This is a genomic window from Bradyrhizobium sp. JR4.3 (genome assembly GCF_040547695.1).
Classification (GTDB): domain Bacteria; phylum Pseudomonadota; class Alphaproteobacteria; order Rhizobiales; family Xanthobacteraceae; genus Bradyrhizobium; species Bradyrhizobium canariense.
In genome coordinates this window covers 20525-41392 of record NZ_JBEPQF010000009.1, presented here as the reverse complement: position 1 = coordinate 41392, position 20868 = coordinate 20525, and the positions used below count along the sequence as shown (strand labels likewise).

Sequence of the window (20868 nt, the reverse complement as noted above, 5' to 3'; positions counted from 1 at the left end):
GGGCGCAAATGCGAATGATGACACGGCCGATTAGAAATACGGGGATATGAGCCAGCGCCAGCTTCCGATCATCCTGGCGCTCGGTACCACGCAGACCCTGGCCTGGGCCTCGAGCTACTATCTGCCGGCGCTGCTTGCCGATCCCATGGCGCGCGATCTCGGCATCTCCCCCAACTGGGTCTTTGGCGCGTTCTCGGCCTCGCTGGTGATCTCTGCGCTGCTCGGGCCACGCATCGGGCGACAGATCGATCTGGTCGGCGGCCGGCAGGTCCTCTCGGTGTCGAACCTGACGATCGCCGCCGGTCTCGTTCTGCTCGGCCTCTCGCAATCAGTGGCGGTGATGGCGATGGCCTGGGTCGTGCTCGGCATCGGCATGGCGATGGGGCTCTACGACGCCGCCTTCGCCGCGCTCGGCCGCATCTACGGCACCGAGGCGCGCAGGCCGATCACCGGCATCACGCTGATGGCGGGCTTTGCATCGACCGTCGGCTGGCCGCTCACCGCCTGGGGCCTCGCCCATATCGGCTGGCGCGAGACGTGCTTTGCCTGGGCCGCTGCCAATATCCTGATCGGCCTGCCCCTGAATTTCTTCGTGCTGCCGACGATCAAGGGCGCGAGGCAGGCCGCAGCGACAGCGGCGAAGCCGCATTTGCCGCTCGACCGCACCATGATCCTGCTCGCGTTCGTCTTCGCCGCGGTCTGGACCGTCACCGGCGCGATGGCCGCGCATTTCCCGCGCATCCTGGAGACCACAGGCGCGACGCCGGTCGAGGCGATCGCGGCCGGTGCGCTGATCGGCCCGGCGCAAGTGGCCGCGCGGATTCTGGAGGCGGGATTCCTCAGCCGCTTTCATCCGCTGTGGTCGACGCGGCTCGCCTGCCTCACCCACCCGATCGGCGCGGTGGTCGTGGCGATCTTCGGCGGTGCTGCGGCGAGTGCGTTTGCGCTGTTCCACGGCTCCGGCAACGGCATCCTGACCATCGCGCGCGGCACGCTGCCGCTGTCGATCTTCGGCCCCAAGGATTTCGGCTATCGACTCGGCATCATCGGCGCGCCGGCACGGATGGCGCAGGCCGTGGCGCCGCTGGCCTTCGGCCTGCTCATCGACGTCATGGGGGCGAAGGTGCTGATCGTCTCCTCTGCGCTCAGCCTCTCGGCGCTGGCCGCGCTGTTCATGATCCGCGCACAACCGCGGCCGGATTGACCCGGCGGGAGCTTTCGCGCACAAGCGGAGCATGACCGAAGACACCCGCCCGCCCCGCACATTCAAAGGCCTCCTGCGCTGGGCAACCACGCCGCCGCAGGCCTGGGGGGTCTATCTCCTCGCCATCATCCTGGTCTGGCTGATCTCCTTCTACGCCGGCTCGCTGAAGCCGAAGAAGACGCCAGACGCGAGCCCGCCCGCCGTGACTGCACCGAAAGGCTAGCCGCGTCAGTCGTAAAACTCCGGCGACATCTTCTGGCTGTCGCGCTGGGACTTGTCGTGGTTGATCCAGAGCTGCGCCTTCTCCTTGCCGAGCGTGTCGGCGATCTTCTGCATCGAGGCCGTGCTCTGGTCCTTGTTGGCGTTCATGCTGGGCACACGGCGGTTGTCCCAATTGTCTTTGAAGTGCACCGCATCGCCCGACAGCACCACTGCGCCGGTCTTCGGCAGCTTCACCAGCAGCGATTGGTGTCCAGGCGTATGGCCGGGCGTCGACAGGATGGTCACGCTGCCGTCGCCGAACACGTCCCTGTCGCCCGCAAGCAGTTCGACCGGATGTGACGGCTTGAATCGCGGCTCGTTGTTGGCGCCGGGCCAGTCATACTCGGCCTTCTGCACGTAGAGCGTGGCCTGCGGGAATAGCTCGACATTGCCGGTGTGGTCGGGATGCGTGTGCGAGACCGCCATGATCTTGACGTCACCGGGCTTGAGGCCGAGCTGTTCGAGCTGGGCGGCAAGCGTCTTCGGCCGGCGCCAGGTCACGGCCTTGGGATCGGCGGGCGCAAGGCCGTTCGGCATCGCGGCGACTGCATCGGCGATGCCGGTGTCCCACAGGAACCAGCCCTTGGCGTGCTTGATGAGATAGCAGCTGTCGACGAAGTCCATCGTCTTGCCCTCGTTGAGGCCGGGCGTCCACCGCGAGATGTCGCCGGCGGTGCCCTCGCCGCAATTGAGGACGTAGAGCTTTTCGACACCGGTCTTGTCGGACTGCGCCAGCGCCACATGGCCGGACAGAACGAGTGCAGCGGCGGCGAGAGCGAGCTTGATCTTTGGCGTCATTCGTTCCTCCCTTGCAGCCATTGTCGGCTGTGACCGAGGGTCAACCCCGGCCAGTTCGCAGAATTCCCGCAGAGCGCTTCAGTGCGGGCAGGTCTCGACCTCGACCGTGACGTGGCTCAGCCCCTTCAACCCGGCGAGCCGCTTCTTGTAGACCGCCGGCTGCTTCGGCTTGTCCGAGACCACTGACACCAGCACGGCGCAATGGCCGGGACCGACCTGCCACAGATGCAAATCGGTAACGCGATCATCGCCGATCTCCATGCGCGCCCGGATCACACGCTCGAGCTTCTCGTCGGCGCGCACGTCGAGCAGCACCGCGCCCGATGTCTTGATCAGGCCGAACGCCCAGCTTGCGATAACGGCACTGCCGATCAGGCCGACCGCCGGATCGGCCCAGGCCCATCCCGAATACATGGCGACCACGAGCGCGGCGATCGCCAGGACCGAGGTTGCTGCGTCCGCCATGACGTGGACATAGGCGGCGCGGAGATTGTTGTCGTGATGATGGTGGTGATGATGATCATGGTCATCGTGATCATCATGCGCATGGCCGTGATGGTGGTGACCATGGCTGTCGCGGAGCAGCCAGGCACTGGCGAGATTGACGCACAGACCGAGGGCGGCGACCGCGATGGCCTCGCCATAGACGATCGACACCGGCGTGAACAGCCGCAGCACGCTCTCATAGGCGATCTCGACCGCGATCAGGCCGAGGATGATCGCGCTGGCGAAGGCGGCAAGATCGCCGAATTTGCCGGTGCCGAAGCTGAAGTGCGAGCTCCCCAGATGTCGTCGCGCAAAGCGATACGCGAACGCGGCAATCCCCAGCGCCGCCGCATGCGTGCCCATGTGCCAGCCGTCGGCGAGCAGTGCCATCGACCCGAACAGCGAGCCGGCGACGATCTCGCCGACCATCATGACCAGCGTCAGGACGACGACGAGCCAGGTGCGCCGCTCGTTCTCGTCGTGCTTGTCGCCCAGAAAGGCGTGGTCATGGGTCCATTGTTCGATGGAATGGGAATGCATCGCAAAGTCTCCGAAAGGTCCGGGCCGTTGACCCCTAATATAGGCCTGCGAGTCTTCTGGGCAAAATCGCCGGAATGAGCCGATTGACAGGTAGGTGCCGTTTCGGTGTAATGAAGGCCATGGGGATTTGAGCGATCTCCCCACGAGGCGACATGCCCAAGTATCGCGTCCCGTTTCTTCTTACGAGGGCGCATCATGTCTTCCTACACGACGATATCATCTGAAAAAATGGCACGGCTGATCGGCACGGCGAATGCCCCTGTCCTGATCGACGTGCGCACCGACGAGGATTTTGCCGCCGACCGGCGGCTGATCCCCGGCTCGATCAAGCTCAGCCACGACAATGTTCCCGACTGGGGCGCCAACTTCGCCGGCCGTTCCGCGATCGTCTCGTGCCTGCGCGGCGAAAAGCTCGCGCAGGGCACGGCGGCCTGGCTCAGGCAGCTCGGCGTGCAAGCCGAGACGCTGGAGGGCGGCTTCGAAGGCTGGAAGGCGGCAAAACTGCCGCTGGTCGACACCCGCAAGCTGCCGCCGCGCGACGCCAAGGGGCGAACCGTCTGGGTCACGCGGGCGCGGCCCAAGGTCGACCGCATTGCCTGCCCCTGGCTGATCCGCCGCTTCGTCGACCCTACGGCCGTGTTCCTGTTCGTGGCGCCTTCGGAAGTGGCGGCCGTCGGGCAACGCTTCAACGCAGCCCCCTTTGACATCGAGAACGTGTTTTGGAGCCACCGTGGCGAGCTCTGCACCTTCGACGTGATGATCGAGGAGTTCGGGATTGCCGCGCCGGCGCTGCTCCGGCTGGCAACGCTGGTGCGCGGCGCCGACACCGGGCGGCCCGACCTTGCGCCGGAGGCGCCCGGCCTGCTCGCAGCTTCGCTCGGGCTGTCGCGGATGTATGATGACGACCTCGAACAGCTCGAAGCCGGCATGCTGCTCTACGACGCCTTCTATCGCTGGTGCCGTGACGCTACGTCTGAGACCCACAACTGGCCGACCAACAAGGCGAAGGCTTGATGGATACGCGTACGATCGAAGCAGGAGCTGATGCCGGTCACGGCGTCAGCTTCAGTGAAGCGTTTCGCGTCTGGCTCCGTGTCGCCTGCCTGAGTTTTGGCGGGCCCGCGGGCCAGATCGCGGTCATGCACCGCATCCTGGTCGAGGAGAAGAACTGGATCTCGGAAGCCCGTTTCCTCCACGCGCTCAATTACTGCATGCTGCTGCCGGGCCCGGAAGCGCAGCAGCTCGCGACCTATGTCGGCTGGCTGATGCATCGCACCGCCGGCGGGCTGATGGCTGGCGGTCTGTTCATTCTGCCCGGCATCATCGCCATCATGGGCCTGAGCTACGTCTACGCCGCCTACGGCAATGTCAGCTTCGTGGAGGCGCTGTTCTTCGGCTTGAAAGCCGCCGTGCTCGCCATCGTCGTCGAGGCCGTGGTGCGGGTCGGCAAGCGCGCATTGAAGAACCGCATCATGATCGCGCTCGCCGCGATCGCCTTCGTCGCGATTTTCTTCTTCGCGATCCCCTTCCCGGTCATCATCATCGCCGCCGGCATCATCGGATATATCGGCGCCAAACAGGGCCGTCCGGAATTCGCGCCGGCCGGTCACGGCTCTGCCGGCAGCAGCGCCGTGATCGACAGCATGCTCGGCGACGCTGTGCCCGAACATGTACGCCCCAACACCGCGCGCGCGATTCGCGTCGGCGCGCTCTGGCTTGCGCTCTGGCTGGTGCCGGTGATCGCGCTGTTGCTCGCTGTTGGACAAGACAATGTCTTCAGTCACATCGCGCTGTTCTTCTCGAAGATGGCGCTGGTCACCTTCGGCGGCGCCTACGCAGTGCTGGCCTATGTCGCCCAGCAGGCGGTCGAGCATTATCACTGGCTCAAGCCGCACGAGATGCTCGACGGTCTCGGCATGGCCGAGACCACGCCGGGCCCGCTGATCATGGTGCTTCAGTTCGTGGGCTTCATGGCCGCCTACCGCGACGCCAGCGGCCTGTCGCCGATGCTCGCGGCCACGCTCGGCGGATTGCTCGCGACCTGGGTCACCTTCACGCCCTGCTTCCTCTGGATTTTCGTAGGCGCCCCTTACGTCGAACGGCTGCGCGGCAACAAGGGCCTCGGCGGTGCGCTCAGTGCCATCACCGCTGCCGTCGTCGGCGTGATCCTCAACCTCTCGATCTGGTTCGCGCTGCACACGCTGTTCCGCGACACCGTGCCGGTGCACACCTTCCCGTTTGCCTTCGACATGCCGGTCCTGACCAGCGTCGATATCCCTGCGCTCGTGCTGTCGATCGCGGCCGCAACCGCGATCTTCCGATTCAAGCTGGGGATGTTGACGGTGCTGGCCGGCAGCTGCGCGGCTGGTGTGGCGCTGCGGCTGGCGGGGGTGATTTAGGACGCGGAGTCATTGGTTCGTCGCGTCCGGTTTGCCAATGGAAGGCGTCACTAAGCCGTCAGAGTTGCATGGCGGCTGCTATCGACCACAAGCCGGCATCGCTGCCGCTAACTCCGTGGCCCCGGCTGCGGTGGCGACGGTTTCGTTTCCGGCTGCTGCGATGACGTAGCGGGGGGTTGCTGCTGCTGAGCATTGACCGGCTGCTGATCGCCGCCACCATGCGGGACACACGTCCCAACGTTGCTCAGCAGTCGTTTAGCTTCGACATCGCGAGCTTTCTTGTAGTCCCTGCGCCGGTCGATCCTTGCCGCAGCCATGCGATCCCACGCCTCGAAGGCATCAGCGTAGTGCTGTCGCATTTGCTCTTCAGCGGCGAGACAATCACTGAACTTGTCGAACACAAGATCGGTGTTGACGGGCGAGACGCCGCTTACCAAAACCACCAGCATCCATTTCATAGCTTCTGCCTGCGTTCGCCCCGCTCACGGGAACGACGAGGCCTTGGCAAAGTTCCCAGTGGCTTTGCAAGGCCGCCGGCTGATCCATCGAGGTGGGCAGATGGATCTAGCTACAAACTTCAACAGTTTCGTTGACCGAGCCGAACGACTTCCGCTCTGCCCTCAAACGCTAGCGTCTCTTGGCACACGCCTTGGGCGAAAGCCGTCACCCTCGCCCCCGCATGCCCGTCGGGCAAAACAGCCGACCACTTACGCCACTCTCCCTGTCAAGCCCACCTCGCAAAATATTCCACTTTACCGAAATTCGGATTTGACGTACAAGCGACACACCCTGGCCCGAGACAAGGGGCGGATCGCGATCGTCACGAACCGCGGGCTGGGCAGCGATGGACGCGACGGCGTCGGGCGCGAGCGGCATTGCAGGGCGGCTTCGGCTGTGAGCAATGGCTTTCGTGCCTACGACACGATGCCGAAAGCGTCTTCGCATGGATACGGGTGTGAGCACACGCCAGCACTCGAAGCGACATGCGAGGACGTGCGCGGACGAACAAGTCGTGTGGTCCTGACGCCCGGGGTCTGTGCGTCAAGTCCTGCGGTGATGTGGCGGCCCGACCGGGCACGTGCATCAGTCATCTGCAGGGCGACGGGGGCAATAGTGCATCGCTCCCCGGGGAGAGCACGAAGGACACGTTAAAACCATCGCGCAGGGAAGGCCGGGCGATCCGGCGAACCTGTGGTCCACCCCGTGTGCATTTCTATCGCGCACGGACCTGCGGGTGCCAGCCGGCGCCCGGCCTTCCCTGCGCCCTTGTCTTGAAGGTGGCGCGAAACGGACAAGAAACCTCGGGCACAACATGCCGCGAGACGGCGATGGCGTGTCTGCTGATTGAAATGTGAATTGGAGAGCGACGGCCTCGCCGCTTGCCCCGTCATTGCGAGCGGAGCGAAGCAATCCAGATTGTCTCCCCGGAAAGATTCTGGATGCTTCGCTTCGCTCGCAATGACGAGGAGAGAGCCGACCACCACACCATCACCGTCCTCTGAGGAGGTGGGTGGGTTTGTCATTGTCGCTCTACCGCATCATCATCCGTGCAATCGCTTCCCCAATCACCACCGTCGTGAAGTGGGTGTTGGCCCGGCAATCCGACGGCATGATCGAGGCGTCGGCGACGCGCAGGCCCGCGATACCCTTCACCGTGCCGTCAGGGTTGACCACGCCGTCGGCGTCGTTGACACCAGTCATGCGGCAGCTGCCGGCGGCGTGCTGGATGTCGCCGGTCTCACGGCGCAGCAGCGCGTCGAGCTCGTGATCCGGCAAGGCCGCGGCTTGCTGCAGCGTCAGATCGGTGTCGGCGAGCCGGATCCAATCGGTGATGCCTGATAGCGCCGGCTGGGCGGTGATCACGGCTAGCCGCTTCACCGCATCCATCATGCGCAGCATGTCGCGGGGATCGGCCAGCATGTTCTCCTCGACGACAGGATCGATCGCGGGGTCGGTCGAGGCCAGCTTGAGCGTGCCACGCGAATACGCGTTGAACAGCCCGGCGCCGATGGCCCCCGGCACGCCGATGCCGCGATGATTGAAAGCGATCATGATCATGTCGCGCTTGCCTCCGTCGGCGAGGCCCGACGAATAGGTCACGCAGCAATTGGTGTGGCGGGTGTCGGGATCTGTGGGCCGCAGATTTTCGTGGAGCTGGATCGTGGCGCGAAACAGCGGGTGGTCGAAGAAGTGCCGACCGACCGGCAGGTCGCGCTCGACCGCGATCCCCATCGCCTTCAGCTCATCCGCAGGTCCAATGCCCGAGCGCAGCAGGATTGCCGGACTGTGGATGGCGCCGGCGCACAGCACGATCTGGCGCGCGCTGATCTCGCTGGTGCCCTGCCCCTCGATGTGAACGCGAAGGCCGGTCGCCCGGCCGTCGCTGATCAGCACGCGGTCGACCAGCGCATGCCCGCGAATTTCCAGATTGGCGCGGCCCCGCGCGGGCTCCAGATAACCCTCGTTAGTCGTGATGCGGCGGCTGTCGCGGCTGTTGATGGGATAGCAGGCGACGCCCTCGCCGTCCGGGCCGTTGACGTCGGCGCACCAGGGATGGCCGCTCGCCAGCGCCGCATCGCGCAAGCCGCGATCGATCGGTCCCCATTTGTCCGGCGGCGCGCGATAGACCGGCAGCGGTCCGCCGCGTCCGTGGCCGGCGGCGTCGCCGAATTCCAGATCATCCTCGATCACCGAGAACAACGGCATCACGTCCTTCGCCGACCAGCCGGTGCAGCCATTGGCGGCCCATTCGTCGAACGCAGCGGCGACGCCGCGGATGGCGATCTGGCCGTTCATCATCGACGAGCCGCCGAGCCCCTTGCCGCGCCAGTAGAAGCGCGGCTCCTGGCCGGCCACACGGCGCGTCAGAAGATCCGGCCATTGCCATTTCTCCTGGTACTCGCGCTTGTGGATGATCGGGATGGGATTTGGCGTCATCACTTCCCAGGGCGCCTCGTCGGCGCGCCAGTCCAGACCCGCCTCGAGCAGCAGGACGCGCCGCGCGGGATCTTCCGAGAGCCGTGCCGCACCAGCAGCGCCGGCGGAGCCGCCGCCGACAACAATGACATCGTACATCGCGCTACTTCTCAACGTTCCAGAACACCGGGATGGCCGACGGTATCAGACCGCGCAAGGTCGCGCGAGAGGCGGCCGGCTGGGCGAACTGGCCCCACGGTATTGCGGGTGCCTGATCGTACATGACGGTCTGGATCTCGCCTGCGATCTTCTTGCGATCCTCCTCGGCGGGCGCCTTGGCAAAGGCTTCCATCAGCGGCGTGATGCGCGCATCGCATTGCCATCCCGTGAAGTCGGCGCAGTTGAAGGCGACCATGACGTTGGTCAAGGGCGAGCCGAGGTCGAAGCCGCCGGCGTGAACGCCATAGACGCTCCAGCCCTCCTTCTTGGCGCGGCGCGCCAGCACGCTCGCCCAGTCCATCACCTGGAGATCGACGGTGAAACCGGCCTGCTTCAGCCGCTCGGCCAGCACCTGCGCCGAGACGCGCGGGGCTTCGAGATCGTTGGCCTCCATCACGACAACAGGCTCGCCGGCGTATTTCGTCGCCTTCAGCGCGGCCTTCGCTGCTTCGATCGACGGCTTGGCGGCGGCTTCCGTGCCGGCCTTACTGTCATAGGTGGTGCCGCAAGTGAAGTATGTCGCGCAAGGAGCGGCGTATTTGGCGTCCAGGCCGAGTGCGTCCAGCACCTCGCGCTGATCGACCAGCTTCCACAGCACGCGCCTGATGGCGGGATCGTCGAACGGCTTTGATGCGGCGTTGAGGCGATAGGCGCCCGCGAACATATTGCCGCCAGTGAAATTGACCAGTTTGACCCGTGAGTTCTTCTCCATGGTCGGCAGCAGATCGAACGGCGCGTATTGCATGAAATCGACCTCGCCGGCCTGCAGCGCGGAGGCTGCGGTCGCACCATCCGGAATGACGCGGATCTCGAGCGTGTCGATGTTGACGCGCTTGCCGCCGGCGAGGAAGTCGGCAGGCTCGGGACGCGGCACGTAGTCGGCGAATTTCTTCAGGACCATGCGATCGCCGGTGCGGTGATCTGCCTTGCTGTAGACGAACGGGCCGGAGCCGACGATCTCGGTGATGCGCTGGTCGCCCGGCGTTTTGGCAATGCGCTCGGGCATCATGAAGGCGACCGGACTGACGGGATTGCCGAGCGCGTCGATCACGAGACCCGACGGCTCCTTCAGCGTCAGCACGAAGGTTTTTGCGTCGGTGGGCTCGAGCGAGGCCGTGATTGCGAAGATGCGGCGGCCGAGCGCACTGCGGGTGCCCCAGCGGCGCAGCGAAGCGACGCAATCGGCGGCCGTGACCGGCTGGCCGTCATGCCATTTCAGGCCATCACGCAGCGTGAAGCTGTAGGTCAGGCCATCGGCAGAGACCTTCCAGTCCTGCACCATCTGCGGCTTGATTTCGCCCTTGGAATCCTTCGCGAACAGCGTGTCGAACACCATGTAGCCGAACGTGCGCGTAATGTAGGCTGTGGAGAAATGCGGATCGAGCGTGACGATCTCCGCCTCGAGCACCGCGACGAGATTGCCTGCGGCATGCGCGGGCGGCGCGGTCAGCGCCAAGGCGAACAGCGCCGGAATGAAAGCCCTCAGTTTGGACATGGAATGGATTTGCCTTTTGACGGAGACGTTTTTGTCGCCAGACAAAAAGCAATGTTCATGCCCGGGGGGCCGAAACACGTATGCGCTCACGGCTATCTGCCGCGCGTTTGCGCGCCACACCCTCGCTGTCATCGCCCGGCTTGACCGGGCGACCAGTATTCCAGAGAAAGCTATGATTGAGCCGAGAGGTCGCGGCGTACTGGATGCCCCGCCGGAGCCTGTCATCGGGCTCGCCGAAGGCGAGACCCGGTGGCGGGGCATGACACTGTCGATATGGCGACGGCCCGCGGCCTACCCGATCACCCTGCCGAACTTGTTCGACTTCGGGAATCCCTTCGGCGCGAGGCGGCCAGCGTCACCGCGGTTGCCTTTCCACTCGGCGAGCTCCTTCATGGTCGCGGAGAATTCGCGGCCTGCGGAGTCTTTCCAGGTCAGGCCCGCCTTGGCGTCGAACACGGCGACGTCGGAAAGACCGCCGTCCTTGTATTTCTGCAGGCGCGCACCGCGGCCACGCGGCATCTCCTGCACCTGGTCGAGCGGGAAAAGCAGCATCTTGCGGTTCTCGCCGATGACGGCGACGGTATCGCCGAGCACCTCGGTAACCGTGCGCGCCTCGTTCGGCATGTCGACGTTGAGGACCTGCTTGCCCTTCTTGGTGGTGCCGACGCAATCGTCCTCGTTGACGACGAAGCCCTGGCCCTCGTGGCTCGCGACCAGGAATTTGCGTCCGCCCTTGTTGACGAACAGTGTGACCGGCGCGGCCTCCGGCTCGAGATCGATGAACTGGCGGATCGGCTCGCCGTGACCGCGGCCGCCCGGAAGTTTTGCGACATCGAGCGAGTAGAATTTTCCATTGGTGGCGAACAGCAGCAGCTTCGAGGTCGTTTCCGCGAAGAACGCGAACCCGAGCTTGTCGTCCTGCTTGAAGGCAAGCCCCGAGAGATCCTCGACATGGCCCTTCAAGGTGCGGATCCAGCCCTTGTCCGAGACGACGACGGTCACCGGCTCGCGCTCGACCAAGGCCTCCTCGATGGCGGCGAGATCGTGCTCGGGCGCATCGGCAAAAGTGGTGCGGCGCTTGCCGAGCGGCGTCTTCGGCCCGAACATGTCGCGGACCTTGGCGACCTGCTCACTGACCTTCTTCCACTGCTCGGGCTCGGACGCCAGCAGTCCCTCGATCCCCTTCAGCTCCTTGCGCAGATCCTTGTCCTCGGTGCGGATCTCCATCTCCTCGAGCTTGCGCAGGCTGCGCAGCCGCATGTTGAGGATGGCTTCGGCCTGGACGTCGGTGAGCTTGAACGCCTGGATCAGCGCCGGCTTCGGCTCGTCTTCGTTGCGGATGATCCTGATCACCTCGTCGATGTTCAGATACGCAATCAGCAGGCCGCCAAGAATCTCCAGCCGGCGCTCGATCTCGGCCTTGCGATGGTTGGTGCGGCGGATCAGCACGTCGCGCAGATGGTCAAGCCATTCGCGCAGGCACTCAGCGAGCCCCACCACCTTGGGGACGCGGCCCTTGATCAGCACGTTCAGGTTCAGCGGAATCTTGTTTTCGAGCTCGGTCAGCCGGAACAGCGATTCCATCATCAGCGCGGGATCGACGTTCTTCGACTTCGGCTCGATCACGATGCGGACGTCTTCGGCCGACTCGTCCCTGATGTCGCCGACCAGCGGCAGCTTCTTCTGGTCGAGCAACTCGGCGATCTTCTCGATCAACCGCGACTTCTGCACCAGAAAGGGAATCTCGGTGACGACGACGACCCAGGTGCCGCGCGCGCCCTCTTCCTGCTCCCATCGGGAGCGGACGCGGAACGAGCCGCGGCCGGTGGTGTAGGCTTCAGCGATCGCCTGCTTGGAATCGACGCAGATGCCGCCGGTCGGGAAATCCGGCCCCTTGACCCATTTCAGCAAGGCCTTCGACTTCGCGTCGGGCTTCTCGATCAGATGCAGCGCGGCGTCGCAGAGCTCGGCGGCGTTGTGCGGCGGGATCGAGGTCGCCATGCCGACCGCGATACCTTGCGCACCGTTGGCGAGCAGGTTCGGGAAGCCGCCGGGCAGCACGATCGGCTCTTTCGACTGGCCATCGTAATTGGGACGGAATTCGACCCCGTCCTCATCGATGCCGTCGAGCAGAAGCCGCGCGACGTCGGTCATGCGCGCTTCGGTGTAGCGATAGGCGGCGGGATTATCGCCGTCGATATTGCCGAAATTGCCCTGGCCGTCGACCAGCGGGTAGCGCGAGGAGAAATCCTGAGCGAGACGCACCATGGCGTCGTAGATCGCCTGGTCGCCGTGCGGATGGAACGAGCCCATCACGTCGCCGACGATTTTGGCGGACTTCTTGAAAGCCGTGCCCGGATCGAGCCGGAGCAGGCGCATGCCATAGAGGATGCGCCTATGCACCGGCTTCAGGCCGTCGCGGGCATCGGGCAGTGCGCGGTGCATGATGGTGGAGAGCGCGTACGCGAGATAGCGCTCTTCCAGCGCCTCACGCAGCGGCACCTCGTGAATTTCGGCCGGTTCCTCCGGCGGAATCAATCGTTTTCCCATGCCGCCCGGTTAAACCGTGGAAGCGAATCGGGCAAGGATCGATTGGTTCCCTGTGGGCGGCCTACTGGCCGGCCCAGCCTGCGGTGAAGGTCTGGGTGGGTTGGGCGTTTTTGGCCTGCGTGGTGGCCGGGGTATTGGTCAGGCACCGCCGGGCCGTCTCGATCTCGGCCTCCGTCGCGCCCTTGGACCGGGCCCATGCCTCTGCTGCCACAGCAGAATATTTGGCCACATAGAATCTGACGACGGTACAGGAGGCACGGCGAAAGACGCCCGGCTGCTCACCCGCGAGAGCGTCCGGCGCCAGCGCGATCAGCGCTGCCGATATCACAAGTCCCTTGATCAGCATCAGGATATCCCCGGTTGGAACCCCGGGGGCAAGTCAGGGAAACCCGATTTCGTTCCACGGCGGGCCGACATATTGCGACAATGCAGAGCCGCGTTTGGCTCATGGCCCGGGAATCGCGGCCTTTGCCTGCTGCCGCGTCAACGCGCTGATGAAGCCCGCCCGCGCGTCGGAATGGCCTTGCCCGCGCGGCTCCAGCACGTGGCGCAACAGGAAAAGGCCGGTCAGTCGAAAGCCGTCCTGAAGATCCTCGTCGGTGAGGTCGCCCTGCACCTCGCCCTGGCGCAGGAACGGCGGCAGCCGCAATAGCCGGTCGCGCCACGGTTCGCCCGCCCCGCGCGACACCGCGCCGCCGGATTTGGGCGAGACGTAGATCAGGTCGGTGGTCTCTCCGGTCACCGCGCAGTTTTCCAGCGCCAGCCCGAAGCCGAGTTCGGTGAGCATTGCCAGTTCGAAATGGATCACGTGCACGGCCGCGCTGCCGATGTCGTCGAAATCGTCCAGCGAATGTTCGAGCAGCGCCAGCAGGTTTTCGTGCGGATCGCGCTCCGGCAGCAACCGCGCAATCGAAGCGAGATGGGTGATGCCGTAGACGCCGTGGGATGATCCCAGCAGCGTCGCCGCCCGCAGCTTGAGGCCCTCGACGGCATAGGTGCCGAGATGCTCGTCGAGCCGCGCCCGCCACACCACGCTGAGGCTGTTGCCGGGCTGCAGCAGCGGCCGCATCCGAGAGCCGGCGCCGCCGCGGACGAGACCGAGATGGCGGCCGTGCGCACGGGTCAGCAGCTCGACGATGGCGCTGCTCTCGCCATGCCGCCGCACTCCCAGCACGATGCCTTCGTCGGTCCATTCCATCGGTGAAGTCTAGCGGATTCCGGTCTTCAATCGTAGGGCGGATTGGCGGGATTGCGCCGCCAATCCACCCGACGCGGCCTCACGCGTTGAACCAGCCCTGCGCGTCGCCGCGGAACGAGAAATACAATCCCATCGCCGTCAGCACGCAGGAGACGATCTCGATGGCGCTGTCGAGTTCCATGCCCTTCTCGCCGATGATCTGGCCGAGCGAGATCACCGACAGTACGAGTGCTGCCGCCAGCACCCAGCGCGGCCAGTTCTTGCGCCCGCGCGCGGCCAGCCGGACGAAATAAACCAGCAGCAGGATCATGCCGCCGGCAAGGAGCGACGACGTCATGATCATCTGTTCGGTCATCTCGGCAGTCGGCGTGCGGTCCTGCACCGCCACCGACAAGGCATCCAGCATCAACGATGCATAGAGCAACGCTTCGAAGCGCCGTACGTTGCTGGGTACGCTCATCGCCGACCGATCTTTTCTTGGTTATTCTTTGGGAAATTCCAGGCCCATCTCGCGGTAGCGATCGGGATCGTCGCTCCAGTTCTCGCGCACCTTGACGAACAGGAACAGGTGCACCGGCACGCCCAGGATCTCGCCGATCTCCTTGCGCGAGTCCGCGCCGATCGACTTGATGGTGGCGCCGCCCGCGCCGAGCACGATCTTGCGCTGGCTTTCGCGCTCGACGAAGATCGTCTGCTCGATGCGCACCGACTTGTCCTTGCGCTCCTCCCACTTGTCGGTCTCGACGGTGGACTGGTAGGGCAATTCCTGGTGCAGCTTGCGAAAGATCTTCTCGCGGGTGATCTCGGCCGCAAGCTGCCGCATCGGCGCGTCCGACATCTGGTCTTCGGGATAGAGGAACGGCCCCGGCGGCACGATCTCGGCCAGTGTATGCCTGAGGTCGTCGACACCGTCGCCGGAGATCGCCGCGATCATAAACGTCTGTGCGAAGGCCATGCGCTCGTTGGCGGCCTGCGCCAGCGCCAGCAGCTTCTCGCGCTGGACCAGGTCGACCTTGTTGATGACCAAAATCTTCTCGTGCTTGACGCTGGCGACCTTGGTGAGGATCGCCTCGGCTTCCTCGTCGATGCCGGCCTTGGCATCCAGCAGCACGCACACGAGGTCGGCGTCATGCGCGCCGCTCCAGGCGGTCGAGACCATGGCGCGGTCGAGCCGGCGCTTGGGCAGGAAGATGCCGGGCGTATCGACCAGGATGATCTGCGCGTTGTTCTCGATCACGATGCCGCGGATCAGCGCGCGCGTGGTCTGCACCTTGCGCGAGACGATCGTGACCTTGGCCCCGACCAGCGCATTGACCAGCGTGGATTTGCCGACGTTGGGCGCGCCGATCAGCGCGACGAAACCGCAGCGCGTAGCAGTGGGCGCCTCGCCGCTTGCTTCAACCGTCATTGCCGCCGCCAACGCCTTCACGTTCGATCATCACTGAAGCTGCCACTTTCTCTGCCGCGCGCTTGCTGCCGCCGATGCCTTCCGCCGGAGCGAGTCCCGGAAGATCGACCGCGACGCGGAATTGCGGATCATGATGCGGGCCGGTGCGCTCGACCTCGCGATAAACAGGCGTCGGCAATCCCTTGCCCTGCGCCCATTCCTGGAGAACGGTCTTGGGATCGCGCAACGGACGCCGCGGCTTGTGCATGCGCTCGGTCCAGTTGCGCTTGACGAAGTCGGCCGCCGCCGCGTAGCCGCCGTCGAGGAAGACGGCGCCGATCACGGCCTCGCAGATATCGCCGAGCACGCTCTTGCGCAGGCGCGCGTCGGCGCTGGAGCCGACCGAGCCGAGCTTGATGTCGTCGAGCAGACCGAGCGACTTGGCGACATCGGCGCAGCTCTCCTTGCGCACCAGTTCGGCAAGTCGCTTGGACATCTCGCCTTCGTCGGCGTTCGGGAAGGCGTGATAGAGCATGTCGGAGACGACGAGCCCGAGCACGTGGTCGCCGAGGAATTCCAGCCGCTGATAGCTGTCACCGCGCTTGCGCCCGGACTTCAACGCGGAGACATGCGTGATGCCTTGCATCAAAAGGTTCGGATCGGCAAAGCTGTAGCCGATGCGCGCCTCGAGCCCCGCATTCGCATCCAAGCCCCTGGCCTTGCTGCTCCGCACCCGCTTCTTCTTTGCAGGCGTCTTGTTTTCAGGCGTCTTGCCCTCAAGGCTCTTGGTCGCAGCTTCGCCGTCGGGGCCCGCTTGCGCCTCGGTCGGCAGGGTCGCGATGTCCTTGGCTTCGTCTTTCATCGGACGATTTTGAAGAAGCGATTCCAGCGCACCGCCCACGGCCAGCGCCAGAACATCCATGCATGCTCGCCTTCGGCGATCGAGAAGAAGATCATCTGGGCGCGCCCGATCAAATTCTCCTGCGGCACGTAGCCGACCTGGCCGAGAAAGCGGCTGTCGGTGGAGTTGTCGCGGTTGTCGCCCATCATGAAGAAGTGGCCGGTCGGCACGGTGTAGACGTTGGTGTTGTCGACGTAGCCGTTGTCGGCGCAGTCCAGCGTTTCGTAGGACACGCCGTTCGGCAGCGTTTCCTTCCAGCGCTTCACCCGGGAGACGCCGCTGCCTTCGGCGCCGCAGGGGTCCTCGCCGACAAATTCGCTCATGCGCTGCCGCTCGACCGGCGTGTCGTTGATGTAGAGCAGCCCGTCCCGCATCTGGATGCGGTCGCCGGGCAGGCCGATCACGCGCTTGATGTAGTCGGTGGAATCGTCCTTCGGCAGGCGGAATACGACGATGTCGCCGCGGTTCGGGTCCGAGCCCCAGATCCGCCCCGAGAACAGCGGCGGTGAGAACGGGATCGAATAGTGGCTGTAGCCGTAGGAATATTTCGAGACGAACAGATAGTCGCCGACCAGCAACGTGGCCTTCATCGAGCCGGATGGGATGTTGAACGGCTGAAACAGGAAGGTGCGGATCACCAGCGCGATCAGGAGAGCGTGGATCACGACCCGGATCGTTTCGCCGACGCCGCTCTCAGTTTTCGTTCCTGAAGTCACGCTCATTGCTCTCTCAATTCCGGCGGGCGGTCACAGCGCGCCCTCCTCCCGCGAACAGCCCATCGCTCGCGGCCCAAGGAGATTGTCCTGATTCTGATAATGAGGGCCAATTCCGGCGTAAAGCCGAATTCGCCCAGCCTGATTTGCGTCCGCGGACTTTTAGACGGTTGTCGGAGGCCACGCAATCAAGGATCGCATCAAAACTGCATAAGCATTTGATTTTGAATGCGAATTATAAAATGATCGGTGCCCAATCAGGGTTTGTCCAGCGGCACGGCGGAAATGATGACGAAGGCCTGTGCCAACGGCCAGTCATCGGTGATCGACAGGTCGATCTGCGCCGCGAACCCCTCCGGCGTCAGGGCCTGGAGCCGGGCCAGCGCCCCGCCCGTCAATTGCATGGTTGGCCGCCCTCCCGGCAGGTTGACCACCCCCATGTCGCGCCACCAGACGCCGCGCCTGATGCCGGTGCCGAGCGCCTTGGAACAGGCCTCCTTGGCGGCGAAGCGTTTGGCGTAGGTTGCCACCACCATCTTCTCGTTCTTGGCGCGCCGTTCCGCCTTGGCCCGCTCGGCCGCGGTGAAGATGCGGTCGAGGAAGCGCTCGCCATGGCGGTCGATCACCTTGCCGACACGGGTGATGTCGATCAGGTCGGAGCCGATGCCGATGATCATGCCCGGCTCCGGCCGCGGTCCATCGCCGCGCGCATGCTGCGCACCGTCTCGGCGAGACCGACGAACAGGGCTTCGCCGATCATGTAGTAGCCGATGTTGAGCTCCATGATCTCAGGCAAGCCGGCGATCGTCTCCGCCGTCGCGTAGTCCAGCCCGTGTCCGGCGTGAACCTCCAGCCCCGCTTCGTTCGCCAGCTTCGCCCCTGCCACGATTCGCCGCCATTCGGCCTCGGCCTTGTCGGCGTGACCGTCGACGACGGCGTCGCACCAGGCGCCGGTGTGGATCTCGATCACGGGCGCGCGCAGCCGCGCCGCCATCTCGATCTGGGCGGGATCGGCCGCGATGAACAGCGACACCCGGATGCCGGCATCGTTCAGCCGCGCGATACAAGGCGCCAGCGCATTGTGCTGTCCGACGACGTCGAGCCCGCCTTCGGTCGTCACCTCCTGGCGCCGCTCCGGCACGAGGCACACCGCGTGCGGCCTGGTGGCGAGCGAAATGCGCATCATGTCGTCGGTGGCCGCCATCTCGAAATTGAGCGGCTTGGAGATCTCGGCTTTCAGCCGCGCCATGTCCTCGTCGCGGATGTGCCGGCGATCCTCGCGCAAATGAGCGGTGATGCCGTCGGCGCCGGCCTCGATCGCCAGCAGCGCCGCGCGCACCGGATCGGGATTACGGCCGCCGCGCGCGTTACGCAGGGTCGCGACATGATCGACATTGACGCCGAGGCGGAGCGGAGGTGCAGGCATTTCAGGACTCACGGAATCATAGGGACAGACCGGGACGGAAGGCGTCTATCCATTAACACGTTCGGCGCGGGCGACGACCGCCTTCGCGCGCAGCTGGGCCAGGATCGCGCTCAAATGCTTGAGATCGTAGACTTCGAGATCGATCGTCGTCTCCGTGAAGTCCGGTGAGCGGCGCTGCATGCTGATATTGTCGATGTTGCCGTCGTGCTCGGCGATCACGGTCGCGATCTGCGCCAGCGCGCCGGGCTCGTTGACGTTCTCGACCTTGATACGGGCCGGAAAGCGCTGCGGCGCGGAGTCCTCGATGTCCCAGCGCACGTCGAGCCAACGCTCCGGCTCTTCCTCGAAATCCTTCAGGGCCGGCGCCTGGATCGGGTAGATGGTGATGCCCTCGCCCGGCGTGACGATGCCGACGATGCGGTCACCGGGCACTGCGCCGCCGTTCGGCGCGAACTTCACCGGCAGGTCGGAATTGATGCCGCGGATCGGGATCGCGACCGGGCTGCGCGGCGGTTCGGACGACTTCTCCTTGAGCTTGCCGGCAAGCCCCTTCTTGACGCCGTAGCGCGCGATGCGCTCCTCCTTGTAGTCGGGATACATCGCACGCGCGACGTGGGAGGCCTTGATCTCGCCGCGTCCCACAGCCGCCATGACGTCCTCGATCGAGGTTCGTGCCAGTCGCGGCAGCGCGCCCTTGAGCTTGTCGTCGGCGTATTCGATCTTGGCGCGCTCGAACAGGCGCTCGACGATGCGCCGGCCGAGACCGACATATTGATCGCGCACCGCAGTCCTGGTGGCGCGGCGGATCGCAGCGCGTGCCTTGCCGGTGACCGCGAGCGTTTCCCAGGCCGACGGCGGCGCCGCTTGCGCTTCCGAGGTCAGCACCTCGACCTCGTCGCCGTTCTGGAGCTCCGAGGACAGCGGCGCAAACTGGCCGTTGATCTTGCAGCCCACTGCGCTGTTGCCGACGTCGGTGTGTACGGCATAAGCGAAGTCGATCACGTTGGCATGGCGCGGCAGCGCGATCAGCTTGCCCTTCGGGGTGAAGCAGAACACCTGGTCGTGGAACAGCTCGAGCTTGGTGTGCTCGAGGAATTCCTCGGGGTTGGCGCTCTCCGAGAGAATGCCGATGGTGTGGCGCAACCAGGCGAACGCATTGGACTCGCGCTTGAGGAATTCGGTCGGCGAGCCCACGCCTTCCTTGTAGAACACGTGCGCGGCGATGCCGCGCTCGGCGATTTGGTCCATCGCCTCGGTGCGGATCTGCAACTCGACGCGCTGGTTGCCGGGGCCGATCACGGTGGTGTGGATCGAGCGGTAGTCGTTCTGCTTCGGCGTCGAGATGTAGTCCTTGAACCGGCCGGGCACGACCGGCCAGTTGGTGTGGACGATGCCGAGCGCGCGGTAGCAGGCCTCGATGTCGTTGACGACGACGCGGAAACCGAAGATGTCGGACAATTGCTCGAAGCCGACCGACTTGCGCTCCATCTTGGTCCAGATCGAGAATGGCTTCTTCCGGCGGCCATAGACCCGCGCCCCCAGGCCCCGGTGGCGCAGATTGTTGGAGAGCTGGTCCTCGATTTCGCCGATCAGATTGCGGTTGCGCTCGGCCAGCGCATCGAGCCGCTGCATCACCACCGAATAGGCTTCCGGGTCGAGGGTCCGGAACGACAGGTCCTCCAGCTCCTCGCGCATCTCCTGCATGCCCATGCGTCCGGCCAGCGGCGCATAGATGTCGAGCGTCTCCTCGGCAATGCGCCGTCGCGATTCCGTCGGCACGAAGTCCAGCGTGCGCATGTTGTGCAGGCGATCGGCGAGCTTCACCAGGAGCACGCGGACATCGTCGGCAATGGCCAGCAACAATTTGCGCAGATTCTCGGCCTGCTTGGCCTCCCGCGATACCAGTTCCAGCCGCTTCAGCTTGGTCAGGCCCTCGACCAGCGCGCCGATCTCGGGCCCGAAGATCTGGTCGATCTCGGCCCGCGTCGCTTCGGTGTCCTCGATCGTGTCGTGGAGCAGCGCAGCCACGATGGTGGCGTCGTCGAGCTTCAGGTCGGTGAGAATCGCCGCCACTTCGAGCGGATGGGAGAAGTACGGGTCGCCCGAGGCGCGGGTCTGCGAGCCATGCGCCTTCATGGCGTAAACATAGGCGCGGTTCAGCAGATCTTCGTCGGTGTTGGGATTGTAGGACCTGACGCGCTCGACGAGATCATATTGACGCATCATGCGTGCGCGAGGCTTCGCCGGGCGCGCCACCGGCGCAGTCGGGGCCACAGCAACCGATTCGGTTGCGGCCTGCATCTGCGTTGGTGTGCGGCGTCGATATACCATGCCGTCCTGCCTTCAAACGGACCACGACAGAGCCCGTTGTATAC

General features: G+C 64.9%; 19 protein-coding genes. 4 read left to right on the top strand and 15 right to left on the bottom strand.

Annotated elements, in window-relative coordinates; translation table 11 throughout:
• The first annotated feature begins 46 nt into the window (after positions 1 to 46).
• Both ABIB91_RS16565 and ABIB91_RS16560 read left to right on the top strand, forming a co-directional pair.
• A complete protein-coding gene (locus ABIB91_RS16565) occupies positions 47 to 1204 on the top strand; it encodes an MFS transporter (protein ID WP_354163966.1) in 1158 nt (385 codons plus the stop codon).
• 31 nt (positions 1205 to 1235) lie between these two features.
• The gene (locus ABIB91_RS16560; protein ID WP_354163964.1) at positions 1236 to 1427 is read left to right on the top strand and encodes a hypothetical protein; all 192 of its coding nucleotides are present in this window, start codon (positions 1236 to 1238) and stop codon (positions 1425 to 1427) included.
• 5 nt (positions 1428 to 1432) lie between these two features.
• Here the strand turns inward: ABIB91_RS16560 and ABIB91_RS16555 are convergent, their stop codons facing one another.
• Together ABIB91_RS16555 and dmeF are read right to left on the bottom strand one after the other, a co-directional pair.
• Positions 1433 to 2263: an N-acyl homoserine lactonase family protein gene (locus ABIB91_RS16555; RefSeq protein WP_354163962.1), complete on the bottom strand. Its 831-nt coding sequence runs from the start codon at positions 2261 to 2263 to the stop codon at positions 1433 to 1435.
• Positions 2264 to 2341: 78 nt separating this feature from the next.
• Positions 2342 to 3289 carry a CDF family Co(II)/Ni(II) efflux transporter DmeF gene (gene dmeF / locus ABIB91_RS16550; RefSeq protein ID WP_354163960.1) on the bottom strand — a complete coding sequence of 316 codons (948 nt, stop codon included), beginning with the start codon at positions 3287 to 3289 and terminating at the stop codon, positions 2342 to 2344.
• Between the two features lie 195 nt (positions 3290 to 3484).
• Between dmeF and ABIB91_RS16545 the strand changes: the two genes are divergently transcribed.
• Positions 3485 to 4303, top strand: coding sequence for a chromate resistance protein ChrB domain-containing protein (locus tag ABIB91_RS16545; RefSeq protein WP_354163958.1), 819 nt, complete (start codon positions 3485 to 3487; stop codon positions 4301 to 4303).
• Positions 4303 to 5688, top strand: a complete 1386-nt coding sequence (chrA, locus tag ABIB91_RS16540; protein ID WP_007603408.1) for a chromate efflux transporter — start codon at positions 4303 to 4305, stop codon at positions 5686 to 5688. The genes ABIB91_RS16545 and chrA overlap by 1 nt, the downstream gene beginning before the upstream one ends.
• Positions 5689 to 5795: 107 nt before the next feature.
• Here chrA and ABIB91_RS16535 read toward each other — a convergent pair whose 3' ends face one another.
• The 13 genes from ABIB91_RS16535 to ABIB91_RS16475 all read right to left on the bottom strand — a co-directional run bounded on the left by ABIB91_RS16535 (position 5796) and on the right by ABIB91_RS16475 (position 20824).
• Positions 5796 to 6146, bottom strand: a complete 351-nt coding sequence (locus ABIB91_RS16535; protein WP_007603407.1) for a hypothetical protein — start codon at positions 6144 to 6146, stop codon at positions 5796 to 5798.
• A 1072-nt stretch (positions 6147 to 7218) separates the two neighbouring features.
• Positions 7219 to 8763: a GMC family oxidoreductase gene (locus ABIB91_RS16530; protein ID WP_354163955.1), complete on the bottom strand. Its 1545-nt coding sequence runs from the start codon at positions 8761 to 8763 to the stop codon at positions 7219 to 7221.
• Positions 8764 to 8767: 4 nt separating this feature from the next.
• Positions 8768 to 10318, bottom strand: a complete 1551-nt coding sequence (locus ABIB91_RS16525) for an ABC transporter substrate-binding protein (RefSeq protein WP_354163953.1) — start codon at positions 10316 to 10318, stop codon at positions 8768 to 8770.
• 291 nt (positions 10319 to 10609) lie between these two features.
• Positions 10610 to 12868 (bottom strand): DNA topoisomerase IV subunit A, encoded by a 2259-nt coding sequence (gene parC, locus ABIB91_RS16520; RefSeq protein ID WP_354163951.1) that lies wholly within the window; start codon positions 12866 to 12868, stop codon positions 10610 to 10612.
• 61 nt (positions 12869 to 12929) lie between these two features.
• Positions 12930 to 13214 (bottom strand): hypothetical protein, encoded by a 285-nt coding sequence (locus tag ABIB91_RS16515; RefSeq protein ID WP_219684707.1) that lies wholly within the window; start codon positions 13212 to 13214, stop codon positions 12930 to 12932.
• A 99-nt stretch (positions 13215 to 13313) separates the two neighbouring features.
• Complete coding sequence (gene recO, locus ABIB91_RS16510) at positions 13314 to 14066, bottom strand: DNA repair protein RecO (protein ID WP_354163948.1); 753 nt, start codon at positions 14064 to 14066, stop codon at positions 13314 to 13316.
• Positions 14067 to 14145: 79 nt separating this feature from the next.
• Entirely contained in the window at positions 14146 to 14526 is a 381-nt protein-coding gene (locus ABIB91_RS16505) for a hypothetical protein (protein ID WP_007603399.1), read from the bottom strand.
• A 21-nt stretch (positions 14527 to 14547) separates the two neighbouring features.
• Positions 14548 to 15474, bottom strand: coding sequence for a GTPase Era (gene era / locus ABIB91_RS16500; RefSeq protein ID WP_354163946.1), 927 nt, complete (start codon positions 15472 to 15474; stop codon positions 14548 to 14550).
• Positions 15464 to 16315, bottom strand: coding sequence for a ribonuclease III (gene rnc, locus ABIB91_RS16495; protein WP_354164308.1), 852 nt, complete (start codon positions 16313 to 16315; stop codon positions 15464 to 15466). Before rnc ends, era begins: the two co-directional genes overlap by 11 nt.
• A complete protein-coding gene (gene lepB / locus ABIB91_RS16490) occupies positions 16312 to 17076 on the bottom strand; it encodes a signal peptidase I (RefSeq protein ID WP_007603395.1) in 765 nt (254 codons plus the stop codon). Before lepB ends, rnc begins: the two co-directional genes overlap by 4 nt.
• A gap of 248 nt (positions 17077 to 17324) precedes the next feature.
• A complete protein-coding gene (gene acpS / locus ABIB91_RS16485) occupies positions 17325 to 17744 on the bottom strand; it encodes a holo-ACP synthase (RefSeq protein ID WP_007603394.1) in 420 nt (139 codons plus the stop codon).
• On the bottom strand, positions 17741 to 18493 hold the full coding sequence (locus tag ABIB91_RS16480; protein WP_007603393.1) for a pyridoxine 5'-phosphate synthase: 753 nt from the start codon (positions 18491 to 18493) through the stop codon (positions 17741 to 17743). Before ABIB91_RS16480 ends, acpS begins: the two co-directional genes overlap by 4 nt.
• A 45-nt stretch (positions 18494 to 18538) precedes the next feature.
• Complete coding sequence (locus ABIB91_RS16475) at positions 18539 to 20824, bottom strand: RelA/SpoT family protein (protein ID WP_219684710.1); 2286 nt, start codon at positions 20822 to 20824, stop codon at positions 18539 to 18541.
• Positions 20825 to 20868 lie beyond the last annotated feature (44 nt).

Bases quoted from the DNA above. Each gene is read 5' to 3' on its own strand.
- ABIB91_RS16565 (WP_354163966.1), top strand. From the start codon at position 47: ATGAGCCAGCGCCAGCTTCCGATCATCCTGGCGCTCGGTACCACGCAG.
- ABIB91_RS16560 (WP_354163964.1), top strand. From the start codon at position 1,236: ATGACCGAAGACACCCGCCCGCCCCGCACATTCAAAGGCCTCCTGCGC.
- ABIB91_RS16555 (WP_354163962.1), bottom strand. From the start codon at position 2,263: ATGACGCCAAAGATCAAGCTCGCTCTCGCCGCCGCTGCACTCGTTCTG.
- dmeF (WP_354163960.1), bottom strand. From the start codon at position 3,289: ATGCATTCCCATTCCATCGAACAATGGACCCATGACCACGCCTTTCTG.
- ABIB91_RS16545 (WP_354163958.1), top strand. From the start codon at position 3,485: ATGTCTTCCTACACGACGATATCATCTGAAAAAATGGCACGGCTGATC.
- chrA (WP_007603408.1), top strand. From the start codon at position 4,303: ATGGATACGCGTACGATCGAAGCAGGAGCTGATGCCGGTCACGGCGTC.
- ABIB91_RS16535 (WP_007603407.1), bottom strand. From the start codon at position 6,146: ATGAAATGGATGCTGGTGGTTTTGGTAAGCGGCGTCTCGCCCGTCAAC.
- ABIB91_RS16530 (WP_354163955.1), bottom strand. From the start codon at position 8,763: ATGTACGATGTCATTGTTGTCGGCGGCGGCTCCGCCGGCGCTGCTGGT.
- ABIB91_RS16525 (WP_354163953.1), bottom strand. From the start codon at position 10,318: ATGTCCAAACTGAGGGCTTTCATTCCGGCGCTGTTCGCCTTGGCGCTG.
- parC (WP_354163951.1), bottom strand. From the start codon at position 12,868: ATGGGAAAACGATTGATTCCGCCGGAGGAACCGGCCGAAATTCACGAG.
- ABIB91_RS16515 (WP_219684707.1), bottom strand. From the start codon at position 13,214: ATGCTGATCAAGGGACTTGTGATATCGGCAGCGCTGATCGCGCTGGCG.
- recO (WP_354163948.1), bottom strand. From the start codon at position 14,066: ATGGAATGGACCGACGAAGGCATCGTGCTGGGAGTGCGGCGGCATGGC.
- ABIB91_RS16505 (WP_007603399.1), bottom strand. From the start codon at position 14,526: ATGAGCGTACCCAGCAACGTACGGCGCTTCGAAGCGTTGCTCTATGCA.
- era (WP_354163946.1), bottom strand. From the start codon at position 15,474: ATGACGGTTGAAGCAAGCGGCGAGGCGCCCACTGCTACGCGCTGCGGT.
- rnc (WP_354164308.1), bottom strand. From the start codon at position 16,315: ATGAAAGACGAAGCCAAGGACATCGCGACCCTGCCGACCGAGGCGCAA.
- lepB (WP_007603395.1), bottom strand. From the start codon at position 17,076: ATGAGCGTGACTTCAGGAACGAAAACTGAGAGCGGCGTCGGCGAAACG.
- acpS (WP_007603394.1), bottom strand. From the start codon at position 17,744: ATGATCATCGGCATCGGCTCCGACCTGATCGACATCACCCGTGTCGGC.
- ABIB91_RS16480 (WP_007603393.1), bottom strand. From the start codon at position 18,493: ATGCCTGCACCTCCGCTCCGCCTCGGCGTCAATGTCGATCATGTCGCG.
- ABIB91_RS16475 (WP_219684710.1), bottom strand. From the start codon at position 20,824: ATGGTATATCGACGCCGCACACCAACGCAGATGCAGGCCGCAACCGAA.